This is a genomic window from Crossiella sp. S99.2, assembly GCF_023094165.1.
Classification (GTDB): Bacteria; Actinomycetota; Actinomycetes; order Mycobacteriales; family Pseudonocardiaceae; genus Crossiella.
The window spans coordinates 1,292,892-1,315,984 of sequence record NZ_JALMDK010000001.1; the positions used below are offsets into that span (position 1 = coordinate 1,292,892).

Consider the following 23,093-nt stretch of genomic DNA (forward strand, 5'->3'; position numbering starts at 1 on the left):
GGTGGACAATGCCGGGCATGAACGCCCCCGCGCTGCCGCGTCCGGACGCGAGCCCGGTCCGGGTGACGGGCGTGGCCAAGCAGTTCGGCCGCACGATGGCGTTGCGGGACTGCGACTTCGCGTTGCCGCCGGGCAGCGTGACCGCGCTGGTGGGCCCGAACGGCGCGGGCAAGAGCACCCTGTTGTCCTTGATCGCGGGCCTGGCCAGGCCGACCCGCGGTGAGATCAGCGTGCACGGGGCGCCGGTGCACGGCCGGATGCACCCCGACGTTTCGCTGCTGACCCAGCGCCGTCCGCTCTACGACGGCTTCACCGTGCGCGAGATGATGCGGGCCGGCGCGGCGCTGAACAGTCGCTGGTCGGCGCAGCGGGCGGAGGAGGTGCTCGACCTGCTGGCCGGGGTGGACCGGGACGCGAAGGTGGGCACCCTGTCCGTCGGCGCGCGCACCCAGGTCGCCATCGCGCTGGCGCTGGGCAGGCTGCCCAGGGTGCTGCTGCTCGACGAGCCGCTCTCCGACCTGGACCCGCTGGCCAGGGACGAGACCTTGCGGATCGTGCTGACCGAGGTCGCCGAACGCGGCACCACGGTCCTGCTGTCCTCGCACCTGCTCACCGACCTCGGCGACGTCTGCGACCACCTGCTGCTGCTCGACGAGGGCCGGGTGCAGCTGGCGGGCGACATCGGCGACACCCTGGCCGAGCACCAGGTGCTGGTCGGGCCCGCCGAGTCCGCCGCCGCCATCACCGGCACGGTCATCGACTCCTCCGGCACCGAGCGGCAGCGGACCGTGCTGGTCCGCGGCGGCGCCGCGCCCGAGGGCTGGCTGGCCGAGCGGCCCGATCTGGAATCGCTGGTGATGGGCTACCTGCGCGCCTCGCGGACCCGCAGGCTGGCCGTCAGCTCGCCGCGCCCAGGCCGCTGACCAGCGCTGACCTGCCGCCGAGGCAGCGGGCCCGCAGCTTCCGCCTGGCCCGGAACAACCGGGTGCGCACCGTGGTCACCTGGGTCGAGGTGGCCTCGGCGATCTCCGCCGCGGTCAGGTCCGCCCAGGCCACCATCAGCAGCACCTCCCGTTCCTCCGGGCGCAGTCCGGCCAGCGTCCCGGCCAGGCCGGTGGCCATCGACTGGGCGTCCACCACCGCCGCGGTGTGCTCGTCGACCTGTTCGGTCACCGCCCGCCGCCCATGTTCCCTGGCCCACGCCCGCAGGCGGCGGCCCTCCGCGCGGGTGTGCCTGCGCAGCAGGTTGGCCGCGATGCCGAACAGCCAGGCCCGCGGGGTGGCCCGCTCCGGCTCGAAGCTGTCCCGGCGTTCCCAGGCGGTCAGGAAGGTCTCCGACACCAGGTCGTCGGCGACCTGGGTGTCCACCCGGCAGGACAGGTATCTGTGCAGCTCACGGGCGTGGCGGTGGTAGAGCCGGGCCCAGGTGTCCTGGTCCAGCGGGCTGGTCACTTCGGCTCCGCGGTGTGCCCGACCGGTTCGGGCGCCGGTACCGCCTTGGCCTCGCGGCGGCGGCCCAGCGCGATCATCGGGCGCTCCACCCAGCGATAGCAGAGGTCGGCGATGCCGATCGCGACCAGGGACACCGGCACCGCCAGCAGCAGTCCGGACGCGCCGGGCGCCAGCCCCACCACGATGCCGTGCGCGATCGACTGGACCAGATAGATCGAGTACGAGCGCTCGCCGAGGTAGACCATCACCCGGGTGGAGAGCAGGCGCTGGGGCAGGCCGGGACCGAGCAGCGCGGGCATCAGCAGCGCCGCGGCCAGCGCGTAGAACGGCACCACCGCGACGAAACCGGGAATGTCGAACACGGCCTTGTCCAGCAGGTCGGACAGGGTGGACACGGACAGGTGCGCGCCGAGGAAGAGCAGGCACACCGCGCCCGCGACCCAGGGCCTGGTCAGCGGCTTGAACACGGCGTAGCCGCGCGGGTTGTGCATGATCATCGCGAGCAGGCAGCCGATCAGCACGGTGAAGTAGTGCACCGACCAGCCCTTGGGGTCCACGGCCACGGTGAACGGGATGACGGCCAGCGAGAGCGTCATCAGACCGGCCGTGACCAGCGGACGGGCCCTGGGTAGCAGGGTGAACGCCAGCAGCGGCCACAGCAGGTAGAACTTCTGCTCGATGCCCAGCGACCAGGAGTGCCCGTACGGTCCGCCGAGCCCGAACTCGTTGAAGAACACCAGGTACAGCCCGAAATCCCGGCCCAGCGGGTTCGAGCCGAACTGCCCGGCGACCAGCAGGCCGGCGGCGGTCAGGAACAGCACCACGAAGTACACCGGCAGGATGCGGAACGCGCGCCTGCGGTAGAAGCTCGGCAGGTTGATCCGCCCGGTGCGGGAGTGCTCGCGCAACAGCAGGGTCGTGATCAGGAAGCCGGACAGCACGAAGAACACCTGCACACCGAGCCAGCCCTGCAGCAGACCGGGGCCGTCGTTGTGGAAGAACACGACGAGCAGCGCGGCGATGGCGCGCACCCCGTCCAGGGCGGGGAACCGCTTCAGCGCGAGGAACTCCCCGTGGCTCATCGGCGCGTTACGAGTGGTGCTCATGGACACTAGTTGCCGATGGGCCCCCCGACGTTCCTATGAGGACAGTCACACCGCCGGAGTGGGAACGCGGTCGCGGCCTGCGGCGAAGAGTGTCCATGCCGAACCTGAAGTCGCTGGTCAAGCAAGCCGTCGCGGCCGGACCCCCGTCGTCTGCCCAAGCCGCCACCGGCCTGTCACCCCGGTGGGAACTCGCCCGCCGGGTCGTGTGGGGCCTGTGGTGGCTGATGCTGATCGGCCTGCCGCTGGCCTTCATGAGCCGGTATTTCCTGGACCTGGAGGTCTACCGCAACGGTGGACTCGCGTGGTGGCAAGGAATTCCGCTCTACATCGACTTCCCCGGCCCGCTGCCGGGCCCGCGGCTGCCGTTCACCTATCCACCGGTGGCGGCGGTGTTGTTCAGCGTGTTCGCCGCGTTGCCGGGCTGGCTGATGAACGCCCTCGTGCTCGTCACCAGCTTCCTGGCGATGACCGCGGTCTGCGTGCTGGTGGCCGGGAAACTGTTCCAGCGCAAGGAAATCGCCTGGACCGTGGGTGCAGGAGCCGCGGTCCTCTCGATCGGCATGGAGCCGGTGATCTCCACCCTCGCCTTCGGCCAGATCAACATCATGCTGATGGCGCTGGTGGTCATCGACTGCTTCGCCGTGCGCGACCCCCGCTGGCGCGGGGTGCTGGTGGGCCTGGCCGCCGCGATCAAACTGACCCCCGCGGTGTTCGTGCTGTACTTCCTGGTGCGCAAGGATTGGCGGGCCGCGGCGAACTCGGTCGGCGCCTTCGTGGTCCTCGCGCTGATCGGATTCCTCGCCGCACCAACGGATTCCACCGAGTACTGGTTCCACGCGCTCACCGACCCGACCCGCATCGGCGGCCTGGCCTACGCTCCGAACCAGTCCCTGCGTGGCCTGCTGCACCGGCTGAACCCCGGCCCGGACGCGATGTCGTTGCTGTGGCTGGGACTTGCCGCGCTGGTGATGCTGCTCGCGATCATCGTCGCGCTGCGCACCCGCGATGAGGTCGTCGCGCTGCTGGCCATCGCGGCCGGCGCCCTGCTCGCCTCACCCGTGTCCTGGTCCCACCACTGGGTCTGGTGCGTGCCGGCCTTCCTGGTCGCCGCCGCCCGCGCCCGGGTCTGGCAGCACTGGGCACTGCTGCTGAGCGTGCTCGCCCTGTACTGCGCGCAGTTGTTCGCCCTGGTGCCCAGCTCCGAGGACCGCGAACTGCGCTGGACCCTCTGGCAACACATCCCGGGCAACGCCTACATCTGGATCACCCTGGTCGCCCTGCTGGTGCTGGCGATCCGGCCGGTGCGGTCCCGCCTGTCCAGCCGGTAGGCATCCGGCCCGCCGCCGGCAGGGTGGCGGGCCGGACACCTGGCAGGCTAACTGCCCGCCGCGTCGAAGATGGCGCTGACCAGCGAGGTCGCCCCGGTGGTGTCCTGGGACAGCTCCCAGTTCATGATCCCGCCGGCGTTGGTCTTGGCCCACTGGGTCTTGCGCTTGATGGTGGGGATGCCGTTGTAGCACTGCTGGGCGCCACTGGCCTGGATGCAGTCCTTCTGCGCGTTGGCCGCGTTCATGGCCACGATCTGGGCGTAGGTCAGGTAGTTCGGCCTGCTGTAGAACGGCACGCCGAGCACGGCCTTGCTCGCGGGCAGGCCGCGGGCCTTCCAGCCGTTGAGTGAGTCGATCGACCACTGGTAGTTGGCGTGCGGGCTGCCGCCGTCGTAGGCCATGATGTTGAGGAAGTCGACCACGCCGAACACCGCGGGCTGCACGCCGTTGGCGGTGGTGCCGCCGGAGACCACGGCCGCGGTGAGCAGCTTGCCCTTGGGCTTGAGCGCGCCGCTGAGCTGCTGCATCAGCGCGGTGAAGTTGTTGCCGGAGGCGCCGGGGTCCGGGTACTCCCAGTCGATGTCGACCCCGTCCAGGTTGTACTGGTTGATCACGTTGACCACCGCGTTGACGAAGGCGGTCCGGGTGCCCGCGCTACGCGCCAGCGCCTCGAAGGCCGAGTCGTTGCCGTCGTTCCAGCCACCGATCGCCAGCGACACCTTGACGCCGTTGCTGTGTCCCTGGGACACCAGCGAGCGCAGCTTGTTCGGGTCCGGGATGGCTTGCAGGGTCCCGTTCGCGTTGGGCAGCGCGAAGGCGTAGTTGATGTGGGTGAGCTTGCGGTACTGGATGCTGTTCACGTTGCCGGACCAGGACGGCATGTAACCCACGCTGCGGAAACCGGGCGGCAGCGCCTGCACCGCGGTCGGTTCCGCGGCGGCCTGGTCCACCGGGGCCGCGCTACTCGGCGCGGCGAGTCCCATCGTGATCGCGGCCGCCGCCGTGACCAGGGCGATTCCCGTTGTGGCCCAACGAGAGCGGACCATACGTGAACGAATGGCAATCGATTGCATGACGATATATCCCTTTCAGGGCAGGGGCTGAACGGGTGTCGCGGTGCGCGCACGAAGCCGGGCCGCGGCGGCAGGGGGCGGCGGCGACGTCGGACGCGTTACCGGAAACCGGTTTCCACGGCTAGCGGGAACCGGCTGTTAGGGTGAGATTGATTCGGCCAGAGCGCACACCAGTGACGGTGTCTTCACAGACACATCCCTCCTGGCAGCGGGCGAGAGTCAGCCTACTGCATGACTTGAATCAAGTCACGGCAAAAGCACCAATGGGTCCAGACCACTTTGGTCTGGACCGGTGCGGCGGGTGGCGGCCCGCCTGCGCTCAGGTGGTGATCAGCTTGTCCGGGTCGGCCACCGGGTATTCAAGCTGGAGGTTCTTGTACTCGTCCTCGATACCGGAGTTGTGGATCTGGATCGCCAGCGGTCCGACCCTGGCCGCCTTCTTGTCCTTGAACGACAACACCTCGGTGGCCTTGCACTTGCTCGCCCCGGCCGGCAGCGGGCAGCAGGCCATCCGCGCGATCCCGGTGGCCTGGTTGCCCACGATCTCGCACTGGGCCCACTTCTGCACATCCCACTTGGGGTGGGGGTACTTGGTGAAGAACTCCTTGCCGCTGTTGTTGTGTCCCGGCCGGTAGTCCCAGTGGCCGCCGTTGGGCGGCTGGAACTGGATGGCGCCCAGTCCGTTGATCGGCTGGGTGACGCCCCAGATCAGCACCGAGGGCGCGTGGTTGCCCTTGACCTGGCGCAGGTGGAACAGCCAGCGGAAGGTGCCTGCCTGCTGCTTGTTGTAGTACAGCCAGCCCCGGGACTTGCCGGTGCTGTGGATCGCCCCGTCCTTGACCAGGTACTCACCCGGTTTGGACGCGGTCCAGCCGTCCAGGGTTTTCCCGTCGAACATGGGCTTGAGTACCGGGTCGGCTGCCGCCGGTGGGGTGAAAGCCGTACCCAGCAACACGATCCCGGCCAGCAGTGTCCACAGTGGACGACGAAGCATGGTGACCATCCTTCCCGCAACGGACGTTCTCAGGTTGTCGAAAACGTTTTCATTGGGGCGGTGGAACCGAGGCTACGAGCGTGCCGAGGACAGCGTCAACCCGCGTCATCCGTTCGGTCGCGGGTGATATGCCCGGCCGCGCACGGCGACCGGGCATATCGGGCGAATCAGCTACCGCAGGCGGTGCTCAGCTTGGTGAGCTGGTCGGTCTTGTTCTTGAGCCAGGTGGCCAGCGCCTCCGGGCCGAAGTCCTTCAGCGTCACCGAACTCATCGACTTGGCCATGTCGTCGATGGCGGTCTTGACCGTGGCGTCGCCTGCCTTGGCGGCCAGCGCCTCCAGCTCCTTGGCCTTCTTCTGGGTCTCTTCGAGGGCCTTCTGCGGGTCCGCGGCGTTCGGGGTGAAGCCGGCCAGCTTCAGCGCGTCGATGCACAGCGTGGCCTTGTTGGCCACGTCGCCCACCTTGTTCGCGGTGTCGGTCGCCTGCTGGAGCGCGCCGCAGCCGGCCAGGCCGCCGAACAGGCCCAGGGTCAGCAGAACGGTGGCCACTGGACGAGCTGCGCGCATGCCGTATCTCCGATCATCGGTGTCTGTTAAGTCCGACTCTACCGGTGCGCGGATCCTGGGGTCGGGGCTTCGCGCAAGATCATCTGCCCAGTCCGCGCCAGAACTCGGCCCGGTGTCCGGCGGCCAGGTCGACCGGCGCGATGCCGCCGTGCCCCGGGGCCAGGGTCTGGACCAGGTCGGTTGCCGGGGAGGACGGCGCCCACCGGGGGCGGCCCGGACCGTTGGGATCGCCGGTGCGGGCGAACCGGGTCCAGTAGTCGATCATCGTGTTGCCTAGTTCCCGCTGGTCCGGGCGGAGCCGGGTGCCGGTGAAGTACTCGGCGGCGAACAGATAGTTGAGTTCGGCGGCGTGGAAGGCCCCGGTCCGGTAGCTCAGCGGCGCGACCGTGCTCACCCAGGGCGCCTCGGTGTCGGCGAACTCGTAGGCGTAGGTCGGCACGTGCCGGGCCAGCGCGCGGTGGGTGGCCGCGGCGGCGCGCGCCCAGTAGGCGTCGGTGAGCACCGCGGTCATCGCCTCGGACGGGCTGCGGTAGCCGGTCAACGGGTACTCGGCGGCGATCCTGGCCGCGTCCGGCCGGCCGAAGATCGCGGTCAGTTCGGCTGGGTAACTCGCCGCGGAGACCGGGGGCAGGCCGAGCAGTTCGCGGGCCAGGAAGGTGGCGTGCTCGTCCCTGGTGGTGCCGTGCAGGACCGGGACCCGGTTGAACCGGCCGGTGGCCAGCGCTGTCACCGGGTCCAGCGGCAGGATGTGGTCGCCGGTGACCGGGCCGAGTTCGTGCCCGGCCTTGGCCAGTAGTTCCGCCGCGGGCTTGGCGTGCAGGCAGACGGCCGCGGTGGCGGGCTCGGTGCAGCCGAGCCGGGTGGCGAAGGCGGTCGCGTCCGCCTCGGCCCTGGCCTTCGGTCGGGGCAGCCAGGTGCCGGAGGTGGGCCAGGAGGTCATCGCACACGGTCCACTTTGGACGATCGCGCGGTGGAACAGCCCGGCCGACCGCGGTGAGAATAAGTGCGCGCAGGCGCTGACCCCGCCGGCGGACTCGCCGAAAACCGTGACGTTGCCGGGGTTTCCACCGAACGCGGCGGCGTTGCGGCGCACCCAGTGCAGTGCGGCCTGCTGGTCCTCGATGCCCAGGTTGCCCGCGCCCAGCGCCGGATGGGCCAGGAAGCCGAACACGCCGAGGCGGTAGTTGAGCGTCACCACGACCACGTCGCCGCGGGCGGCCAGCGCGGCCGGGTCGTACTTGCTGCCCGCCCCGTTGCGGAAACCGCCGCCGTGCAACCACACCAGCACCGGCAGCGGCCGCCCGCCGCGGGCTTTCGGCGTGATCACGTTGAGGTACAGGCAATCCTCGGCCACCCTGGCCTGCTCGCCGAGGATGCCCCGGTTCTGCGCGCACTCCGGACCGGGGCGGCGGGCGTCCCGGATCCCGGTCCAGCGCGCCGCCGGTCGCGGCGAGCCCCAGCGCAGCTCACCGACCGGCGGGGCCGCGTACGGAATTCCTTGGAACGAACGGTGATCCGCCGCCACGGTCCCCAGCACCGGGCCCGTGTCGGTCAGCGCCAACGCCGCCGGACGCGCCGAAGCGACCCCCGCCGTCATGCCGAGGCTGAGCACGGCCGCCAGCAGCACACTGAGCACTCTTGTTTTCCCTGTCACCACGCCAACTCTGGCCCGGCCGGGCCGGGCGCACAGGGAACACAGCACCCGGATCGGAGGTAGGGCCCGCCCTACCCGACCGGGAACAGGTTGCGGTAGAAGGAGTTCGACCGGAAGCCGTCGTCGTGGTGGGTGGAGGTCCAGGACAGCGGGACGGTGCCGGTGCGGGCCCGCAGCTCGCCGTCCAGGCGGTAGTCCGGGTGCACGCCGTCGTTGCTGATGGTGGTGGTGAAGGTGACCGACAGCCGATCGCCGCGGTGCACCGGCAGGCCGCCGGCCGAGAGCGGGGCGTAAACCGGGAGCCAGTTGCAGCGCTGGGACAACGAGTCGATCGGCTTGTCCGCCGCGGACACCCACAGCCGCACCCCGAGCGCGAACCCGTGCAGTGTGCCGCGCCGGGTGATGACCAGCTCGCGTTCCTGGGCGCCCTCCGGGACCAGGCAACCGCCGAAGTCCAGCGGTTCCACCTCGGCCACCCCGGACAGGTGCGCGCGGCGGCGCAGCTCCGGGATGCAGGCCCGCACGTCGAAGGGCCTGCCCACCGAGCTGAACACGTGTTCCAGGTAGGGCAGCGCCAGTTCGGCGAAGCCGGGCTTGCCGCCGGGCGCGGCGTGGTCGAGGTCCAGCGCGACGATCGTGGTGGTGCTGCGGTGCGGGATGAACACCCCGCCCGGCCGCACCAGCCTGCGCCCCGCATCGCGCAGCACCGCGCCCGCGCCCTCCGCGCCACCCAGGTTGCCGATGATCTCCGAGACGCAGACGTCGGCGCGTTCGGGCAGGTCGACAGTGGTGGAAAGGCCCTCCAGCACGGTGATCCGGTCGGCGAACCCGGCCCGCGCCACCGCCTCGCGGGCCTGCCGGGCCGCCTCGGGCAGCACCTCTACCGCCCACACGTGCCGGGCGCCTGCCCTGGCCGCGGCCAGCGCCCAGACCGCCTCCTGGCCGGTGCCGATGTCCAGCACGGTGCGGCCGGGCGCGTGCCTGCCGATGGCGGCGGTGTAGCAGTCGTTGCGGATCCGGTCGTTGAGCATGAAGCTGTAGAGCCGGTCGTCGTAGACCGGGTACTCGCCGAGGGAGGGCACCAGCAGCACGGGCGCGGCGGCGCCGGGTTCGCGGGCGCGCACCAGCACCCGGCGGTCCGGCGCGGCGACCTGGGCGATGAAAGAACCGGACAACGGTGTTCCTTCCCGGGAGGTGGCGGTCAGCCCGCGGTGGGCCAGCGCAGCGGCAGGCTCGCCACACTGAGCTGGACGAAGGCCCGTTCCCGCACCGGGAAACCGGCCGGGATGTGGTAGTCCGGAATGCGCCGGTGCCATTCCTCCAGCGCCACCTTCAGTTCCAGCCGGGCCAGGTGCGCGCCGACGCAGCGGTGAATTCCCCAGCCGAAGGTGAGATGCCGGTTCGGACTGCGGTCCAGCAGCACCTCATCGGCCCGGTCGAATTCCCGCGGATCCCGGTTGGCCGCGCCGGAGAGCAACAGCACCAGATCGCCGGCGCGCATCGGGCAACCGGCCAGTTCGACGTCCTCGGTCACCCGGCGGCCGTCCAGGATGATGTCGTAGTAGCGCAGCAGCTCCTCCACCGCGCTGGGGATGATCTCCGGCTCGCGCACCACCCGCTCGCGGTCCGCCGGGTTGGTGGCCAGGTGCCAGAACGCGTAGGACAGGTGCGAGGAAATGGTGTCCAGACCGGCGATGAACAGCACGAACAGCAGGTTCGTCAGTTCCTCTGGCTTCGGCTCGCGCCCGTCGATCCGCCAGGTCAGCATCCGGCTGACCAGGTCGTCGCCGGGTTCGGCCGCCCGGCTCTCGACCAGTTCGCCGAAGTAGGCGCGCACCTGCTCGCGCACCGCGTCCAGGTCGTCCTCGGCCTCCTCCGGCCGCAGCACCGCCTCCTCCCAGGCCAGGAAGCGGTCCAGTTCGGTCTGCGGCAGGTCGAGCATGGTCAGGAACACCGAGACCGGCAGCCGCTGGGCGAACTCGGCGACGAAATCGCAGGAGCCACTGGCCAGCAGCCCGTCGATCAACTCGGTGACGTGGCCGCGCACGACCGGCTCCAGCGCGCGGGCCCGAGCCGGGGAGAACTCGCTCATCAGCGGTTTCCGCCAGGCCGTGTGCACCGGCGGGTCGAGCTGCATGGGGATGGCCGGCTCGATGGGATCCGGGTCGAGCAGGGACAGCCCACTGTTGGAGAAGGCTGCGGGGTTGCCGAACAGCTCGCGCAACGGCTCCATCCGGCTGACCACCCAGTAGCCGCCGTCCGCGGTGCTGCGGAAGCCCGGACACTCCTCGCGGGCGGCGTCGTGCACCGCGCGGTAGTGCCCGATGCGGCGCGTGCCCTGCAGATAGCGGAAGTGCTTCTCCGGAACCCCAGCCTCGCCCGGCATGGCTTTTTCCTCCGTCGCGTCGAATACCCCTCTTGTCGATCAGGAATACCCGTACACATAACCGGAAACCACGCCGGATAGACAATGGTGATGCTCTGGAGGTCAGCCTCCAGTGCCTGTTGTGGAATTCCTCTGGGTGATTTTCGGAAATTCCGCCGCGAATGGGCGCACTAGGCCCCGGCGATCTCCTCCGGCGGCACCGCCGAGAGCGTTTCCAGTGCCGCGAGGAACGCGGCCCGCTCCGCCGCGGGCAGTCGGGCCAGCACCCGCTCCTCCTTGGCCTGGATGTCGGCCTGCGCCGCCCGCCGCAGTGCGGCCCCGCGCGCGGTGATCGACACCAGCCGCACCCGCCGATCCGCCGGATCAGCCCGCCGCTCGATCAACCCCTGCTGCTGCAACCCGTCCAGCACCCCGATGATCCGCGTCTTGTCCGCCCCGATGGCCTGCGCCAGCGCCGCCTGCGTCCGCACCGGCCCCTCGTCGAGCGCGGTCAGCACCGAATAAGCCCACATCGACACCCCGTGCGCCCGCAACACCGGCAGCTCGGCCGCGATCAACCCCCGCACCAGCGGCCCGATCATGGCCGCGAGATCGCGACGGCGCCCGGTCATGGGGGCAGCTTACTGACCTTGACGAGATCGTAGGCGCATGCACATCATGTGCACATGCTTACGACCGAGTTGCAACAGCAGCACCGGCGCGCGGTGCTGGACAGCGTGACCGCGGTGAACCGGATCAAGCCCACCGACCTGGGCCGCCCAACCCCCTGCGCGGACTGGACACTGGCGGACCTGCTGGCGCACATGACGGTGCAGCACCACGGCTTCGCCGCGGCCGCCGAGGGCGACGGCGCGAACCCGGCGGTGTGGGAGGTGCGGCCGCTGGGCGCGGATCCGGTGGCGGAGTACCGGGAGGCGGCGGAACGGGTGCTGGCGGCGTTCGCGGTCGAGGGGGCGCTGGAGCGGGATTTCGCGCTGGCCGAGTTCGGGGTGACGGTGCCGGGGCGGCGGGCGGCCGGGTTCCACCTGATCGATTACGTGGTGCACGGGTGGGATGTGGCTCGGGCACTGGGGGATTCGTATCGGCTGGCGCCGGAACTGGCGGAGGTCGCGCTGGGGATCGCGCTGGCGGTGCCGGATGACGAGAGCCGGGGGAAGCCGGGCGCGCCGTTCGGGCCGGGATTGCCGGGGGAGGGAACGGCGCTGGATCGGATTCTGTTGGCGCTGGGGCGTTCGCCGCACTGGCCGGCGTGATTTTTTCTACGGTGTTCATATGACGCTTGGTGAACTGGTGGATTCCATCCACGAATGCGATGAGGGCTCGACCATCTTCGTCGACGACGTTCCCGTGCTGGAGCCGTCAACCCGGGCCGTGCTGGTGCCGGAAGAACGCGAGGACGAGACACCCGAGGGGATGCGCTACCTGCTTGAGGTGTTCATCGCCTGGGAGGTGCTCGAAGCCTGGTCCGACCAGCGCGACGGGGCCGTACCGGACAGCGCGCAGAAATTCGAAGCGGTGGTCTGGTACGCGGAGCATGACGCCTACCTGCCGGAGAACTGACGAAATCAGCCCCCGCCCGGAGAAAGGGCGGGGGCTGATTCGTCGGCAGGCTCAGGTCAGAGCGTCTTCTCCAGGCGGGTGGCCAGGAGTTTGATGAAGCGGGACGGGTCGGGCAGGTCGCCGCCTTCGGCGAGCAGGGCCATGCTGTAGAGGAGTTCCGCGGTTTCCGGCAGGGACTCGTCCGCCGGCCGTTCCGAATGCGCTGCCCGGAGTCCGGTCACCAGGCCGTGGTCCGGGTTCAGCTCCAGGATGCGCTTGATGGGCGGGAGGGGCTGGCCCATGGCGCGGTACATCTTTTCCAGGTTTGGTGTGAGGTCGTAGGTGTCGCCGACGATGCAGGCCGGGCTGGTGGTGAGGCGGGTGCTGAGGCGGACTTCCTTGACGGTGGCTTCCAGGGTGGTGGTGAGCCAGGTCAGGAGGGGCTCGAAGTCCTTTTGCTGGATTTCGCGCGCTGCCTCGGTGGCCTTCTTCTCCTCGTCGGTGTCGAGGTCTACCTGGCCCTTGGCGATGGACTGGAACTGCTTCTCGTCGAAGTCGGGGACCCCGGCCACCCACATCTCGTCGATGGGGTCGGTGAGGATCAGGACCTCGTAGCCCTTGGCGGCCAGGGCCTCCATGTGCGGGGAGTTCTCGATGGCCTGGCGGGACTCGCCGGTGAGGTAGTAGATGTGCTGCTGGCCGTCCTTCATGCGCTCGACGTACTCGCGCAGGGTGGTCTGCTTCTCCGTGTCGTGGGTGGAGTCGAAGGCGCAGATTTCCAGGATAGCGTTGCGGTTGTCCGGGTCGGAGAGCAGACCTTCCTTGACCGCCTTGCCGAATTCGGTCCAGAAGGTGGTGTAGGACTCCGGCTTGTCGGCCTGGAGGGTTTTCACCGTGGACAGGATCTTCTTGACCAGGCGCTTGCGGATCAGCTGGATCTGGCGGTCCTGCTGGAGGATTTCCCGGGAGACGTTGAGCGAGAGGTCAGCCGCGTCCACCACGCCCTTGATGAAGCGCAGGTACTCGGGGACCAGTTCCTCGCAGTCGTCCATGATGAACACGCGCTTGACGTAGAGCTGCACGCCGCGCTTGCGCTCGCGCATGAACAAATCCATCGGCGCGCGGGACGGGATGAACAGCAGGGCCTGGTACTCGAAGGTGCCCTCGGCGTTCAGCCGCACCGTCTCCAGCGGGCCGGACCAGTCGTGGCTGACGTGCTTGTAGAACTCGGCGTACTCCTCCTCGGTGACCTCGCTCTGGCTCCTGGCCCAGAGCGCCTTCATCGAGTTGACCGTTTCCAGCTCCGGCTCGGCCGGGGCCGCCGCTTCGCCCTCGGCGTCCTCCGCGGGTTCGGGAGTGGACAGCGGGGCCATCCGGATCGGCCAGGTGAGGAAGTCGGAGTAGCGCTTGACGATCTCGCGGATCTTGGTGGGGCTGGTGTAGTCGAAGAGGTTGTCCTCGGCGTCCTCGGGCTTGAGGTGCAGGGTGACCGAGGTGCCCTGGGGCGCGTCCTGCGCCGGGCCGATGGTGTAGGTGCCCTCGCCTGCGGACTCCCAGCGCACGCCCTCGGGCTCGCCCGCCTTCCTGGTGACCAGGGTGACCTGGTCGGCGACCATGAAGCTGGCGTAGAAGCCGACGCCGAACTGGCCGATCAGGTCCTGGGAGGCGGCCGCGTCCTGGGAGTCCTTGAGCTTGCGCAGGAACTCCGCGGTGCCGGACTTGGCGATGGTGCCGATGAGGGAGACGACCTCCTCCCGGCTCATGCCGATCCCGTTGTCCCGCACGGTCAGCGTGCGCGCCGCCGGGTCGGTCTCGATCTCGATGTGCAGATCGCCGGTGTCGGCGTCCAGGTCTTTGTCGCGATAGGTCGCCAGCCGCAGCTTGTCCAGTGCGTCTGAGGCGTTGGACACCAGTTCGCGCAGGAAGGTGTCCTTGTTCGAGTAGATCGAATGAATCATCAGCTGCAGGAGCTGACGAGCCTCGGACTGGAACTCGAGCGTTTCGGTCGGGGTGGTCACGTGCTTCCTTCCGAGAATTCACTACCGGTTGCCGCGACCGTGAATTCTAGAGGCTGCCGTGACCTGGGGTGGACGGGTTGCCCGGGAAGGCGGCCGCGACGGCCGGCTGGCCGCCGCGGCGCCGGGGATCAGGCGGTGCGGGACAGTTCGCGGTTGCGGCGCAGGCGGGTGCGCTTGGGTCGCTGGCGGAGCTGGGCCGGGGCCGCGGCGACCAGGTCGCGGTAGATCGACTCGAACCGGCCGAGGGTGTTCGCGATGGCGTGCTTGGCGATCATGGTCTGGCTGGCCCGGCCCATGCTGGCCAGCATGTCCGGGTTGCTCAGGGTCTGGGTCAGCCGGGCGGCCAGCACGTGCGTGTTGCCGGGCGGGAACAGCCAGCCGTTGTGGCCGGGGGTGACCAGGTGCGGCAGCGCCATCGCGTCCGCGGCGATCACCGGCTTGCCCGCGGCCATCGCCTCCATGGTGACCAGGCTCTGCAGCTCGGCGATGCCGGGCATGCAGAACAGGTCGCAGCGGGCGTAGGCGGCGAGCAGTTCGGCGTCGCTGAGGTGGCCGTGGAAGGTGACCCGGTCCCGCACGCCGAGGCGGTCGGCCAGCTCCTCCAGGCCGGTGCGGCAGCTGCCGTCGCCGACGATCTCGGCGCGCACGTCGAGTTCCCCTGGCAGCTTGGCCAGGGCCTGGAGCAGTTCGTTGACCCGCTTCTCCTCGTCCAGCCTGCCGACGAAGAGCACGGTGCGCCCGGGAGCCTTGGCGGACACGGTCGCGGTGCGGTACTTCTCGATGTCGATGCCGCAGGAGATGGCCTGTGCCTCCCGGCCGAGTTTGTTGGCCTGCAACAACTCCACCGCGCGCGGAGTGGGCGCGGTGACCACCTGGGCGCGGCCGAACACCGACACCAGGTCCCGCCAGGCCAGCCGGGCACTGGTCGAGCGCAACCAGCCGGGCATCTTGACCAGCGCGAACAGGTTCTCCGGCATGAAGTGGTTGGTGGCCACCAGCGGGATGCCCAGCGCGGGCGCGGCCTTGGCCAGCGCGCGGCCGACCACGAAGTGCGCCTGCACGTGCACCACGTCCGGCTGCAACTCGCGCAGCAGCTCGGTGGCGGTCCGGTTCGCCTGCCAGGGCACCGAGAAACGGAACTTCTGGTAGAAGGGCCAGCGGTAGGACCGCACCTGGTGCACGGTGATCCCGTCCAGCGCGTGCGACCCGGCGAGCAGCTCCACCGAGGGGTCCGGGGCCGGGCAGAGCACATGCACGTCGTGGCCCGCTGCGGCCAGTCCACTGGCCAGGCGGTGGGCGAAGTTGGCCGCGCCGTTGACATCCGGCGGGAAGGTGTCCGCGCCGATGACGATGCGGAGCGCGCGCTGACTGGTCATGGTGCCGTCCTGTTCTGGGCTGACCAGGCAGGCTTGCACTGGTCCATGGCGGGGAGGTGAAGATCCTGCGGCCGCTGGAAGGCGAGCAGGGTGACGCCGGCCAACGCGATGGCGGCGCAGGCGAGTTCGGCCACGGCCACCCACGGCGGGGTGCCGGCGGCCTCGCCGAGCAGGCCGACGCCCATCGCGACGGCGACCAGCGGATCAAGCACGGTCAGGCAGGCCACCACGTGGTGCGGGCGGCCACTGGCGTAGGCCTGCTGCACGCACCAGCCGCCGCCGAGCAGCGCCAGGACGATCCCGGCCACCGCGAGCGGCGGGATGCCCTGGCCTGCCTGGAACTGGTGCGCGGTCAGCCGGACCAGCACCGAGACCACCCCGTAGGCCACCCCGCCGCCCGCGCCGAGGGCGAGGCAGCGCAGGTTGCCACGGCTGAGCGAGCCGAGGATGGTCAGCGCGGTCACCGCGAGCGCGCCGAGCAGCAGCACGTCGGTGAGCGCGCCGGGTGGTGGCGAGCCGGCGGCACTGCCCGCGGCGAAGGCGACGAAGCCGCCCATGCCGAGGGTGGCGGTGAGCACCGGCGCGAGCAGTGTGCCGGTGAGGCGTCGCCCGGTCTGCCGCGCGTCCAGCACCGCGGCCAGTACCAGGGCCAGCACCCCGACCGGCTGGACCACGATCAGCGGTCCGATGGCCACCGCGATCGCGTGCAGCACGGTTCCGGCGCCCAGCAGGGCCAGGCCGGAGAGCCAGCGCGGATCCCGGACCAGCCGCCACAGCGTGGCCAGTCGCAGCTTCGCGCCGTCGCCGGTGGCGTGCACGGCGGCGTGCTGGACGCGGGCGGCCCCGGCGTAACAGCAGGCGCCGACCACCGCGAGCAGCACGGCCAGTCCGGTCAGATCGATCACTCCGCCAACACTGGTCGGCGGCGCGGGCCCGACCATCCGGGAAAGCCCCCGGGACAACCCTTACATGTCCCCTACCTAAGTCAGGGACCTGCGGAAATCGTTCAGGATTGGGGGGTTACCACCCTTGTCGCGAGGACCGGGACCGAGCTGGGTTTCAGGAACGCGCGGGTGACCTCGCGGACCCGGGCGCCGGGCGCGAGCCTGAGGTCCCAGCGCCGGTAGACCGCGGCCACGGTGAGCGCCATCTCGGTCCAGGCGAAGTTGTCGCCGACGCAGTGGTGCGCGCCGCCGCCGAAGGGGAAGAACCGGGTGCGCCGCCACAGCTTGGCCTCCGGGTGCAGCCAGCGGTCCGGGTCGAAGCGCAGCGGATCGGGGTACAGCAACGGATCCCGGTGCAGGGTGGGCGGGACCACCAGCACCTCGGTGCCGGCCGGCAGGTCGGCGCCACCCAGCCGGACCGGTTCGACGCTGGTGCGCATGAGCAGCCAGACCGGGGTGTGCAGGCGCAGCGTCTCGGTGATCACTCTGTCCACATAGGACAGTTCGGGCAGGTCCCACGGCCCGGCTGGACGGTCGCCGAGCACCTTGGTCAGCTCGGCGCGCACCCGGTCCGCGATCGCGGGGTGCGCGGCGAGTTCGTAGCCGAGCCAGGACAGCGCGGTGGCGGTGGTCTCGGTGCCCGCCATCAGCAGGTTCAGCACCTGCGCGCGGATCTCCTCATCGGGCACGGGTTCGCCGGTGACCAGCATGGACAGCAGGTCGCCGTGGTCGACGCCGGAGGCCCGGTAGTCGTCGATGGCCTGGTCCACGATGGCGGTCAGCCGCAGCAGGGCCTCGTCGAAGCGGCGGTTGGCCGGGGTGGGCAGGTGTTCCAGGAACTCCGGCAGCAGGGCCCGGCTGGTGACCCCGTTGAGCACCGGGGCCAGCGAGCGGTGGATCTCGGCCACCGCGGCCTGGCTGAAATCGGTGTGGAACAACGATTTCGCGGTGACGTTGAGGGTCAGCTCGGCCATCTGCTCGTCCAGCCGGAACCGGGCGCCCTCGGGCCAGGCCGCGGTGATCCGCTCGATCTCGGCCCGCATGATCGCGGCGTACCCGGTGATCCGGGCGCGGTGGAAGGCCGGCTGCACGATCCGCCGCTGTTCGTGGTGCTCCGGGTTGTCCGCGGTGGCCAGGCCGTTGCCGAGCAACTGCCTGGCCTTGCGGAAGACCTTGCCGCGGTGGAACTTCGCCGCGTCGGTCACCAGCACCTGCCGGATCAGCTCCGGCGCGTTGACCAGGTAGACCGGGCGGGCGCCCAGGTGGAAGGCCACCAGCTCGCCCTGCCGCCGCAGGTTCTGCAGGAACTGCAACGGATCCCGGCTCATCGCCGGGAGGTGGCCCAGCACCGGGACTCGGCCCGGTGCGATCGGGACGGACGGCAGGACGGCGCTCATGGTGGCCTCCACTGACGTGCCTAGGGTTTGCGGGCCACCGCCGCGAGCAGAGAAGCGTGCGCGGGCAGGTCGGTGACCAGCCGCAGCGGGGTGTTCGGGCGCCACTGCGAGGTGAAGACCAGGCCGGGGTCGACCAGGTCCAGCCCGTCGAACAGGCCGGCGATCCAGTCCCGGGAACGGGCCGCCCCGGCGGCGGTGGTGGACCGGGACAACTCGACCAGTTGACGGACCTCCGCCGAGCCCTCGGCGCCGTCGTCGGTGATGTGCGAGAGGACCAGGTAGCTGCCCGACGGGACCGCGTCCAGGTACTGGCGCACCAGGGCGGCGGCCTCGTCGGCGTCGAGCACGTAGTGCAGTGAGGAAGCCATGATCACGGCCACCGGCTCGGTGAGGTCGAGCAGTTCGCGGGTGACCGGGCTGGCCAGCACCTCCTCGGCGGCGCGCATGTCCGCGCCGAGGATGCCCGCGCCCGGCACGGTGGCCAGGATCAGCTCGCTGTGCGCGACCGCGACCTGTTCCTGCTCCACGTAGACCACCCGGGACTCCGGATCGATCTCCACGGCCATCTCGTGCACGCTCTTGGAGGTCGGCATGCCCGAGCCGAGGTCGAGGAACTGGCTGATCCCGGCCTCGGCGCAGTGCCGGACCGCGCGGCCGAGGAAGCTTCGGTTGTACCGGGCGAGGTCCCGGACCCACGGCATCCGCGCCACGGCCGCGTGGGCCATCTCGCGATCCGCCTGGAAGTTCCACGCCCCGCCGAGCAGGTAGTCGTAGACCCGGGCCGGGCTGGCGCGGTCCACGTCGATGTCAGGTGGTACCCAGCTGGTCTGGGTGCTCACAGCACGCACATCCCATCGTGTGGTGGCAGTGCGGCCCGGCCGGGTGCGGGGCCGAAGCAGTCACTGTGCTGGCAGCGGAAGGGAAGACGGTAGGGGTATCGCCCGGAAAGCAGCCGGAGGTTAACCGGATCGGGTCATTTGGTAGCGGTTTGTTACGCAGAGGGTTGTAGTATGCACGCTCTGTTGACCGTCCCCTTCGGGAAGAGGAAACACCGTGCGACCCCTCCGGGTTCTTGGCACCGCACTGTTCACTGCCCTCACCCTGCTGACCAGCCCGTTGACCGCTGTTGCCGCGGACGCCCAGGTGCGGTGCGCCGAGGTCGAGGTCCCGGTCTCCTTCGGACTGGGCCTGCTGCGCGAGACCGTGCACGGCACGCACTGCGCGCCGGTCGGCGCGACCCCCGGCTCGGTGCAGTTGCTGGTGCACGGCGGCACCTACAACCGGCACTACTGGAACCTGCCCTACGCCCAGGGCCGCTACTCCTACCAGCGGGACATGGCCCGCACCGGGCACGCCACCTTCGCCATCGACGCACTCGGCAGCGGGGACAGCTCAAAACCGTTGAGCGCCTTGATCACCGGCGCCGCGCAGGCCGGGGTGGTGCACCAGATCGCCGGCAAGCTGCGCGCGGGCGCGGTCGGCGGCGTCCAGTACCGGCGGGTGGTGCTGGTCGGACACTCCATGGGTTCGGGCATCGTGCTGCTGGCCGCGTCGCTGCACCACAGCGTGGACGGCGTGGTGTTCACCGGCATGACGCACTCGATGGATCTGCTGGCGCTGACCGGGATCTTCGTCAAGGGCATCACGCCCTCGGTGCTGGACCCGGTGCTCGGCGGCCGCGGTCTGGACCCCGGTTACCTCACCACCTGGCCGGGCACCCGCGGTGTCTTCCACGAGGGCGGTGCGGTGGAGCCCGCGGTCGTGGACGCCGACGACGCCACCAAGGACCAGGTGGCCGCGACCGTGGTGGCCGACCTGCTGCCGTTCGGCTTCATCCTGCCGGTGTCCCTGGGCATCAAGGTGCCGGTGCTGATCGCCAACGGGGACAAGGACAATCTGTTCTGCGCGTTCTCCTGCCAGGACGAGCAGACCCTGCTCGCCAGCGAGCGGCCGTACTTCAGCCCGGAGGCGAAACTGGCCGTGCACCTGGTGCCGGGGGCCGGGCACGCGGTGGCGCTGGGCCAGGGCGCGGCGATGCACCGGGATGCGATCCGCGGCTGGCTGCGGTCCACCTTCCCGGGTTGAGCGGGTCCCGGTGACCCTGCCCAGACCGGAGAGCGGGTGGCCCATCGGGGCCGTGCCGCTCTCTCCGGCTGAGCGCGCCAAGGCGCGGGCCCGGCTGGCCCGCCGGTGGGCCGGGCAGATCAGCACCACCGAGTACGTGCCGCTGGAACCGGAGGAGTTCCAGCGCAGCCTGGACGCGATGCTGGACGCGCTGGTCACCGCGGCCCGCGCGGACCCGTTCCAGCCGCAGCAGGCGGCCGCGCACGGCGCCGGACTGGTCGAGGCGGGCTGCACCGGCCCGGCGGCGTTGCAGCACACCATGGACGTGCTGGGCAAGGGACTGCTGGAGCTGCCTGAGCTGGCCGGTTCGCCGCACAACCCGGCCAGGGTGGTGCAGCTGCTCGGCGCGCTGGCCGCCGGGTACAGCGAGGCGGTGCGGCTGCGCACGTTGTCCCAGCAGGACACCATGCTCAAGGCGCTGCGGGTGACCCTGCAGGACCGGAGCCGGGAGCTGACCCTGGCCAACGCCCGGTTCGAGCACCTGCTGGCCGGCACCAGCAGCGGGGTCGCGGTCACCGACGCCGACGGCCGCATCCTGGTGGTCAACGACGCGCTGGCCAAGATCCTGGGGCTGGCCAACGAGGAACTGCCACCCGGTTCGCTGTTCGAGCTGAGCCACCCGGAGGACGTGGCCGCGCTGCGCAACGCCTACCGCTCGTTGCTGGAGGGCCGCAGCACCCGCACCCGCAACGAGCATCGGCTGGTGCGCGCCGACGGCGAGCGGATCTGGGCGGTGCTGTGCCTGGCCGCGGTGCGGCCGGGTGAGCCGGGCAGCCAGGTGGTCGCGGTGCTGGAGGACAGCTCGGAGCTGAAACTGTTGCAGGGCCAGATGAATCGCCAGGCCTTGCACGACCGGCTGACCCAGTTGCCGAACCGGCAGTACTTCGGCAGCAACCTGGAACGGGTGCTGCGGCATGCCGACCCGGCGGCCGGGATCACCCTGTACCACCTGGATCTGGACGGGTTCTCGCTGATCACGCACGGGCTGGGCAGGCAGATCGGCGATCTGGTGCTGGACACGGTGGCCCGGCGGCTCAAGGCCGTGGTGGCCCAGGAACAGGCGATGGTGGCCCGCTTCGGAGCGGACGAGTTCGCGGTGCTGGTGCAGAACGGGCCGGGCACCCCGGACGTGGTGCGGATGATCGAGCGGATCACCGCGGCGCTGGCCGAACCGCTCTACGTCGGCGAGTCCGGACTGGCCACCACCGCGTGCCTGGGTGTGGTGGACCGGCCCTCGCGGGACCTCTCCGCCGAGCAGCTGCTGGAGGCCGCCGAGCTGGCACTGGCCAGGGCCAAGCGCAACGGCTGCGCGCAGTGGGCGCTGTTCGACCCGTTCCAGGACGCCAGGGACCGGGAGCGGGCCGGCCTGGCCGCCGCGCTGCCCGGGGCCTGGGAGACCGGTCAGCTGTCCGTCGCCTACCAGCCTTTGTCCACTATGGACGGATCTCGGGTGCTGGGCGTGGACGCGCTGCTGCACTGGGACCACCCGCGGCGCGGTCCGGTGCGGCACGAGGTGTGCGCGGACCTGGCCGAGCAGACCGGACTGATCATGACCTTGGGTGTGGCCGTGCTGCGCCGCGCCTGCGCGCAGGTCCAGCAGTGGCGGGAGTTGGGCCACGAGGTGCCGCTGCACGTCGCGCTGACCGCCAACCAGTCCGCCGATCCGGACCTGGTCCGCCATGTCCGGTCCATTGTGGACAGAACGGGGCTGCCGCCGGACCGGCTGTGGCTGGGCATGCCCGCGCCCGCGCTGCTCAACCCGGCCACCGAGGCCGCGGAGAACCTGCGGCTGCTGGCCGCCGCGGGCGTGCGTACCGAGCTGCTGGAGTTCAGCGCCACCGCCGCCGACCTGACCTGCCTGGAGGATCTGCCGGTGCGCGCGGTCCGGGTGGCCAGGGCGCTGGTGGACCGGCAGGCGCACCGCACCGGCCAGGACTCGCTGGTGGCCAGGGCGTTGCGTGAGCTGCTGCGGCTGGTCAGGGAGACCGGGGTGACCGTGTTCGTCACCGGCGTCGAGCATGAGGCGCAGGCCGACTGGTGGCAGTCGGTGGGGGTGGACGCGGCGCGTGGCGGGCATTTTGGCCCGGCCGGGCCGCCGGAGCGGATCCTGGACCTGCTGGACCCGCGGGGCTAGTCCCCGTCCGGATGAATCACTGGTCACCCTCCGCAGTGCTCAGGCGTGCAGGTCACGCTCGGATTCCTGGATCTTCAGTCCGGGCGCGTGGAACGGCACACTGTCCGGCGTGGCAGCGCATGAACTGACCGCGGCCGGCTGGCCCGCCCTGGACGTCCCCGCCGCCCGCCGGGTGGCCGAGGACGTGGCCGCGCGGCACGGAGTCGGGGTGCGGGAGGTCTTCCGCTACACCTACGCCGGGCGCGGCGCGCCGGTGGCCGTCTTCGACGTGGCCGGGCGGGACTTCGCGCTGGTGCCGGGCGGCCCGGTGCCGCTGGGCTTCGACGAGCGGGGCTGGACGCCGAGCGAGGAGGAGATGGCCTCCTTCCTGGGCGATGAGGACGCGCTGTCCCCGGCCGCCGAGCCGGTGCGCAGCACGCCGTACGAGCCGGAGTTCGCCGACGCCGACCTCACCGAGATCCGGGCCCGGCTGGCCCGGCGCACCACCCGGCCGCGGGTGGTGGCACTGCCGCCGCTGCTGGTCGCGGTGGAGGCGGTGGCCGCGGGTTCGCGCGGGCACGCCGAGGTGGCGGCGGAACTGGCCGCGCTGGGCCAGCGGTTACCGGCGGCGGACGAGTGGGAGCACGCGGCGGCCTGCGGGGCCCGCTCGCTGTTCCCCTGGGGCGACCGCTTCCCCAGCAGCGCCAACACGGTCGACCCGAGCGTGCCGAACCTGTTCGGCCTGCGCATCGCCCACCACCCCGACGAACCAGAACTGACCGCGGACCCCGCCCTGGTCCTGGGCGCCTGCGCCCCAGGCGAGGGCCCCTGGTTCGAGGCCCGCCTCGCGCACGCCCCCGCCTTCCGCGGCGCCCCCGCAGGCGACCGCCCCCTCTTCATCCGAGCCGTCCTCCCGATCTGACCCCACCCGGCGTGTTGGCCGTTCGGTGGTTTCTAGGGGTCGTTGCATCGTCTGAGGTCAGGAAGCACGATGACCTTCCCGATCCGCCCCGACCGCACACC

General features: G+C 70.7%; 21 protein-coding genes. 7 read left to right on the forward strand and 14 right to left on the reverse strand.

The window, feature by feature from the left end:
- Window positions 1-17: 17 nt before the first annotated feature.
- Window positions 18-923 (forward strand): ABC transporter ATP-binding protein, encoded by a 906-nt coding sequence (locus MZC64_RS06230; protein WP_247756132.1) that lies wholly within the window; start codon window positions 18-20, stop codon window positions 921-923.
- On the opposite strand, the gene MZC64_RS06235 is transcribed toward MZC64_RS06230, so the two are convergent.
- Window positions 898-1,452: an RNA polymerase sigma factor gene (locus tag MZC64_RS06235; protein ID WP_247756133.1), complete on the reverse strand. Its 555-nt coding sequence runs from the start codon at window positions 1,450-1,452 to the stop codon at window positions 898-900. The genes MZC64_RS06230 and MZC64_RS06235 overlap by 26 nt on opposite strands.
- Window positions 1,449-2,558 (reverse strand): acyltransferase, encoded by a 1,110-nt coding sequence (locus MZC64_RS06240; RefSeq protein WP_247756135.1) that lies wholly within the window; start codon window positions 2,556-2,558, stop codon window positions 1,449-1,451. Before MZC64_RS06240 ends, MZC64_RS06235 begins: the two co-directional genes overlap by 4 nt.
- A 95-nt stretch (window positions 2,559-2,653) precedes the next feature.
- Here MZC64_RS06240 and MZC64_RS06245 point away from each other — a divergent pair, with 95 nt between their 5' ends.
- Window positions 2,654-3,886 carry a glycosyltransferase 87 family protein gene (locus tag MZC64_RS06245; protein ID WP_247756137.1) on the forward strand — a complete coding sequence of 411 codons (1,233 nt, stop codon included), beginning with the start codon at window positions 2,654-2,656 and terminating at the stop codon, window positions 3,884-3,886.
- A 47-nt stretch (window positions 3,887-3,933) separates the two neighbouring features.
- On the opposite strand, the gene MZC64_RS06250 is transcribed toward MZC64_RS06245, so the two are convergent.
- From MZC64_RS06250 to MZC64_RS06280, 7 genes are all read right to left on the reverse strand, one after another.
- A complete protein-coding gene (locus tag MZC64_RS06250) occupies window positions 3,934-4,932 on the reverse strand; it encodes a glycosyl hydrolase family 18 protein (RefSeq protein WP_247756139.1) in 999 nt (332 codons plus the stop codon).
- 346 nt (window positions 4,933-5,278) lie between these two features.
- Window positions 5,279-5,953, reverse strand: a complete 675-nt coding sequence (locus MZC64_RS06255; protein ID WP_247756140.1) for a family 16 glycoside hydrolase — start codon at window positions 5,951-5,953, stop codon at window positions 5,279-5,281.
- 167 nt (window positions 5,954-6,120) lie between these two features.
- On the reverse strand, window positions 6,121-6,519 hold the full coding sequence (locus MZC64_RS06260; protein ID WP_247756141.1) for a bacteriophage spanin2 family protein: 399 nt from the start codon (window positions 6,517-6,519) through the stop codon (window positions 6,121-6,123).
- Window positions 6,520-6,598: 79 nt separating this feature from the next.
- The gene (locus MZC64_RS06265; protein ID WP_247756142.1) at window positions 6,599-8,155 is read right to left on the reverse strand and encodes a carboxylesterase/lipase family protein; all 1,557 of its coding nucleotides are present in this window, start codon (window positions 8,153-8,155) and stop codon (window positions 6,599-6,601) included.
- An 89-nt stretch (window positions 8,156-8,244) separates the two neighbouring features.
- The gene (locus MZC64_RS06270; protein WP_247797664.1) at window positions 8,245-9,348 is read right to left on the reverse strand and encodes a 50S ribosomal protein L11 methyltransferase; all 1,104 of its coding nucleotides are present in this window, start codon (window positions 9,346-9,348) and stop codon (window positions 8,245-8,247) included.
- Between the two features lie 26 nt (window positions 9,349-9,374).
- Complete coding sequence (locus tag MZC64_RS06275) at window positions 9,375-10,559, reverse strand: cytochrome P450 (protein WP_247756146.1); 1,185 nt, start codon at window positions 10,557-10,559, stop codon at window positions 9,375-9,377.
- A 170-nt stretch (window positions 10,560-10,729) separates the two neighbouring features.
- Window positions 10,730-11,170, reverse strand: a complete 441-nt coding sequence (locus tag MZC64_RS06280; protein WP_247756148.1) for a MarR family winged helix-turn-helix transcriptional regulator — start codon at window positions 11,168-11,170, stop codon at window positions 10,730-10,732.
- A 54-nt stretch (window positions 11,171-11,224) separates the two neighbouring features.
- On the opposite strand from MZC64_RS06280, the gene MZC64_RS06285 reads away from it, so the two are divergent.
- Window positions 11,225-11,812 carry a TIGR03086 family metal-binding protein gene (locus tag MZC64_RS06285; protein WP_247756149.1) on the forward strand — a complete coding sequence of 196 codons (588 nt, stop codon included), beginning with the start codon at window positions 11,225-11,227 and terminating at the stop codon, window positions 11,810-11,812.
- Between the two features lie 19 nt (window positions 11,813-11,831).
- Complete coding sequence (locus MZC64_RS06290) at window positions 11,832-12,119, forward strand: hypothetical protein (protein WP_247756151.1); 288 nt, start codon at window positions 11,832-11,834, stop codon at window positions 12,117-12,119.
- Window positions 12,120-12,175: 56 nt separating this feature from the next.
- Here the strand turns inward: MZC64_RS06290 and htpG are convergent, their stop codons facing one another.
- From htpG to MZC64_RS06315, 5 genes are all read right to left on the reverse strand, one after another.
- Window positions 12,176-14,116, reverse strand: a complete 1,941-nt coding sequence (gene htpG / locus MZC64_RS06295) for a molecular chaperone HtpG (protein ID WP_247756152.1) — start codon at window positions 14,114-14,116, stop codon at window positions 12,176-12,178.
- Window positions 14,117-14,244: 128 nt separating this feature from the next.
- Window positions 14,245-15,492 carry a glycosyltransferase gene (locus MZC64_RS06300; protein WP_247756154.1) on the reverse strand — a complete coding sequence of 416 codons (1,248 nt, stop codon included), beginning with the start codon at window positions 15,490-15,492 and terminating at the stop codon, window positions 14,245-14,247.
- Window positions 15,489-16,397, reverse strand: a complete 909-nt coding sequence (locus MZC64_RS06305) for a hypothetical protein (RefSeq protein WP_247756155.1) — start codon at window positions 16,395-16,397, stop codon at window positions 15,489-15,491. The genes MZC64_RS06300 and MZC64_RS06305 overlap by 4 nt, the downstream gene beginning before the upstream one ends.
- 101 nt (window positions 16,398-16,498) lie before the next feature.
- A complete protein-coding gene (locus MZC64_RS06310) occupies window positions 16,499-17,833 on the reverse strand; it encodes a cytochrome P450 (RefSeq protein ID WP_247756157.1) in 1,335 nt (444 codons plus the stop codon).
- Between the two features lie 20 nt (window positions 17,834-17,853).
- Window positions 17,854-18,672 carry an SAM-dependent methyltransferase gene (locus MZC64_RS06315; RefSeq protein ID WP_247756159.1) on the reverse strand — a complete coding sequence of 273 codons (819 nt, stop codon included), beginning with the start codon at window positions 18,670-18,672 and terminating at the stop codon, window positions 17,854-17,856.
- A gap of 214 nt (window positions 18,673-18,886) precedes the next feature.
- Between MZC64_RS06315 and MZC64_RS06320 the strand changes: the two genes are divergently transcribed.
- The 3 genes from MZC64_RS06320 to MZC64_RS06330 all read left to right on the forward strand — a co-directional run bounded on the left by MZC64_RS06320 (window position 18,887) and on the right by MZC64_RS06330 (window position 22,992).
- Window positions 18,887-19,918 carry an alpha/beta hydrolase gene (locus tag MZC64_RS06320; RefSeq protein WP_247756161.1) on the forward strand — a complete coding sequence of 344 codons (1,032 nt, stop codon included), beginning with the start codon at window positions 18,887-18,889 and terminating at the stop codon, window positions 19,916-19,918.
- A 10-nt stretch (window positions 19,919-19,928) separates the two neighbouring features.
- Entirely contained in the window at window positions 19,929-22,091 is a 2,163-nt protein-coding gene (locus MZC64_RS06325; protein WP_247756163.1) for an EAL domain-containing protein, read from the forward strand.
- 109 nt (window positions 22,092-22,200) lie between these two features.
- Window positions 22,201-22,992 carry a hypothetical protein gene (locus MZC64_RS06330; protein WP_247756164.1) on the forward strand — a complete coding sequence of 264 codons (792 nt, stop codon included), beginning with the start codon at window positions 22,201-22,203 and terminating at the stop codon, window positions 22,990-22,992.
- Window positions 22,993-23,093 lie beyond the last annotated feature (101 nt).

Excerpts from the sequence above, each read along its gene's own strand:
- MZC64_RS06230 (WP_247756132.1), top strand. The coding sequence starts at position 18 with ATGAACGCCCCCGCGCTGCCGCGTCCGGACGCGAGCCCGGTCCGGGTG.
- MZC64_RS06240 (WP_247756135.1), bottom strand. The coding sequence starts at position 2,558 with ATGAGCACCACTCGTAACGCGCCGATGAGCCACGGGGAGTTCCTCGCG.
- MZC64_RS06245 (WP_247756137.1), top strand. The coding sequence starts at position 2,654 with ATGCCGAACCTGAAGTCGCTGGTCAAGCAAGCCGTCGCGGCCGGACCC.
- MZC64_RS06250 (WP_247756139.1), bottom strand. The coding sequence starts at position 4,932 with ATGGTCCGCTCTCGTTGGGCCACAACGGGAATCGCCCTGGTCACGGCG.
- MZC64_RS06255 (WP_247756140.1), bottom strand. The coding sequence starts at position 5,953 with ATGCTTCGTCGTCCACTGTGGACACTGCTGGCCGGGATCGTGTTGCTG.
- MZC64_RS06260 (WP_247756141.1), bottom strand. The coding sequence starts at position 6,519 with ATGCGCGCAGCTCGTCCAGTGGCCACCGTTCTGCTGACCCTGGGCCTG.
- MZC64_RS06275 (WP_247756146.1), bottom strand. The coding sequence starts at position 10,559 with ATGCCGGGCGAGGCTGGGGTTCCGGAGAAGCACTTCCGCTATCTGCAG.
- MZC64_RS06280 (WP_247756148.1), bottom strand. The coding sequence starts at position 11,170 with ATGACCGGGCGCCGTCGCGATCTCGCGGCCATGATCGGGCCGCTGGTG.
- MZC64_RS06285 (WP_247756149.1), top strand. The coding sequence starts at position 11,225 with ATGCTTACGACCGAGTTGCAACAGCAGCACCGGCGCGCGGTGCTGGAC.
- MZC64_RS06290 (WP_247756151.1), top strand. The coding sequence starts at position 11,832 with ATGACGCTTGGTGAACTGGTGGATTCCATCCACGAATGCGATGAGGGC.
- MZC64_RS06300 (WP_247756154.1), bottom strand. The coding sequence starts at position 15,492 with ATGACCAGTCAGCGCGCGCTCCGCATCGTCATCGGCGCGGACACCTTC.
- MZC64_RS06310 (WP_247756157.1), bottom strand. The coding sequence starts at position 17,833 with ATGAGCGCCGTCCTGCCGTCCGTCCCGATCGCACCGGGCCGAGTCCCG.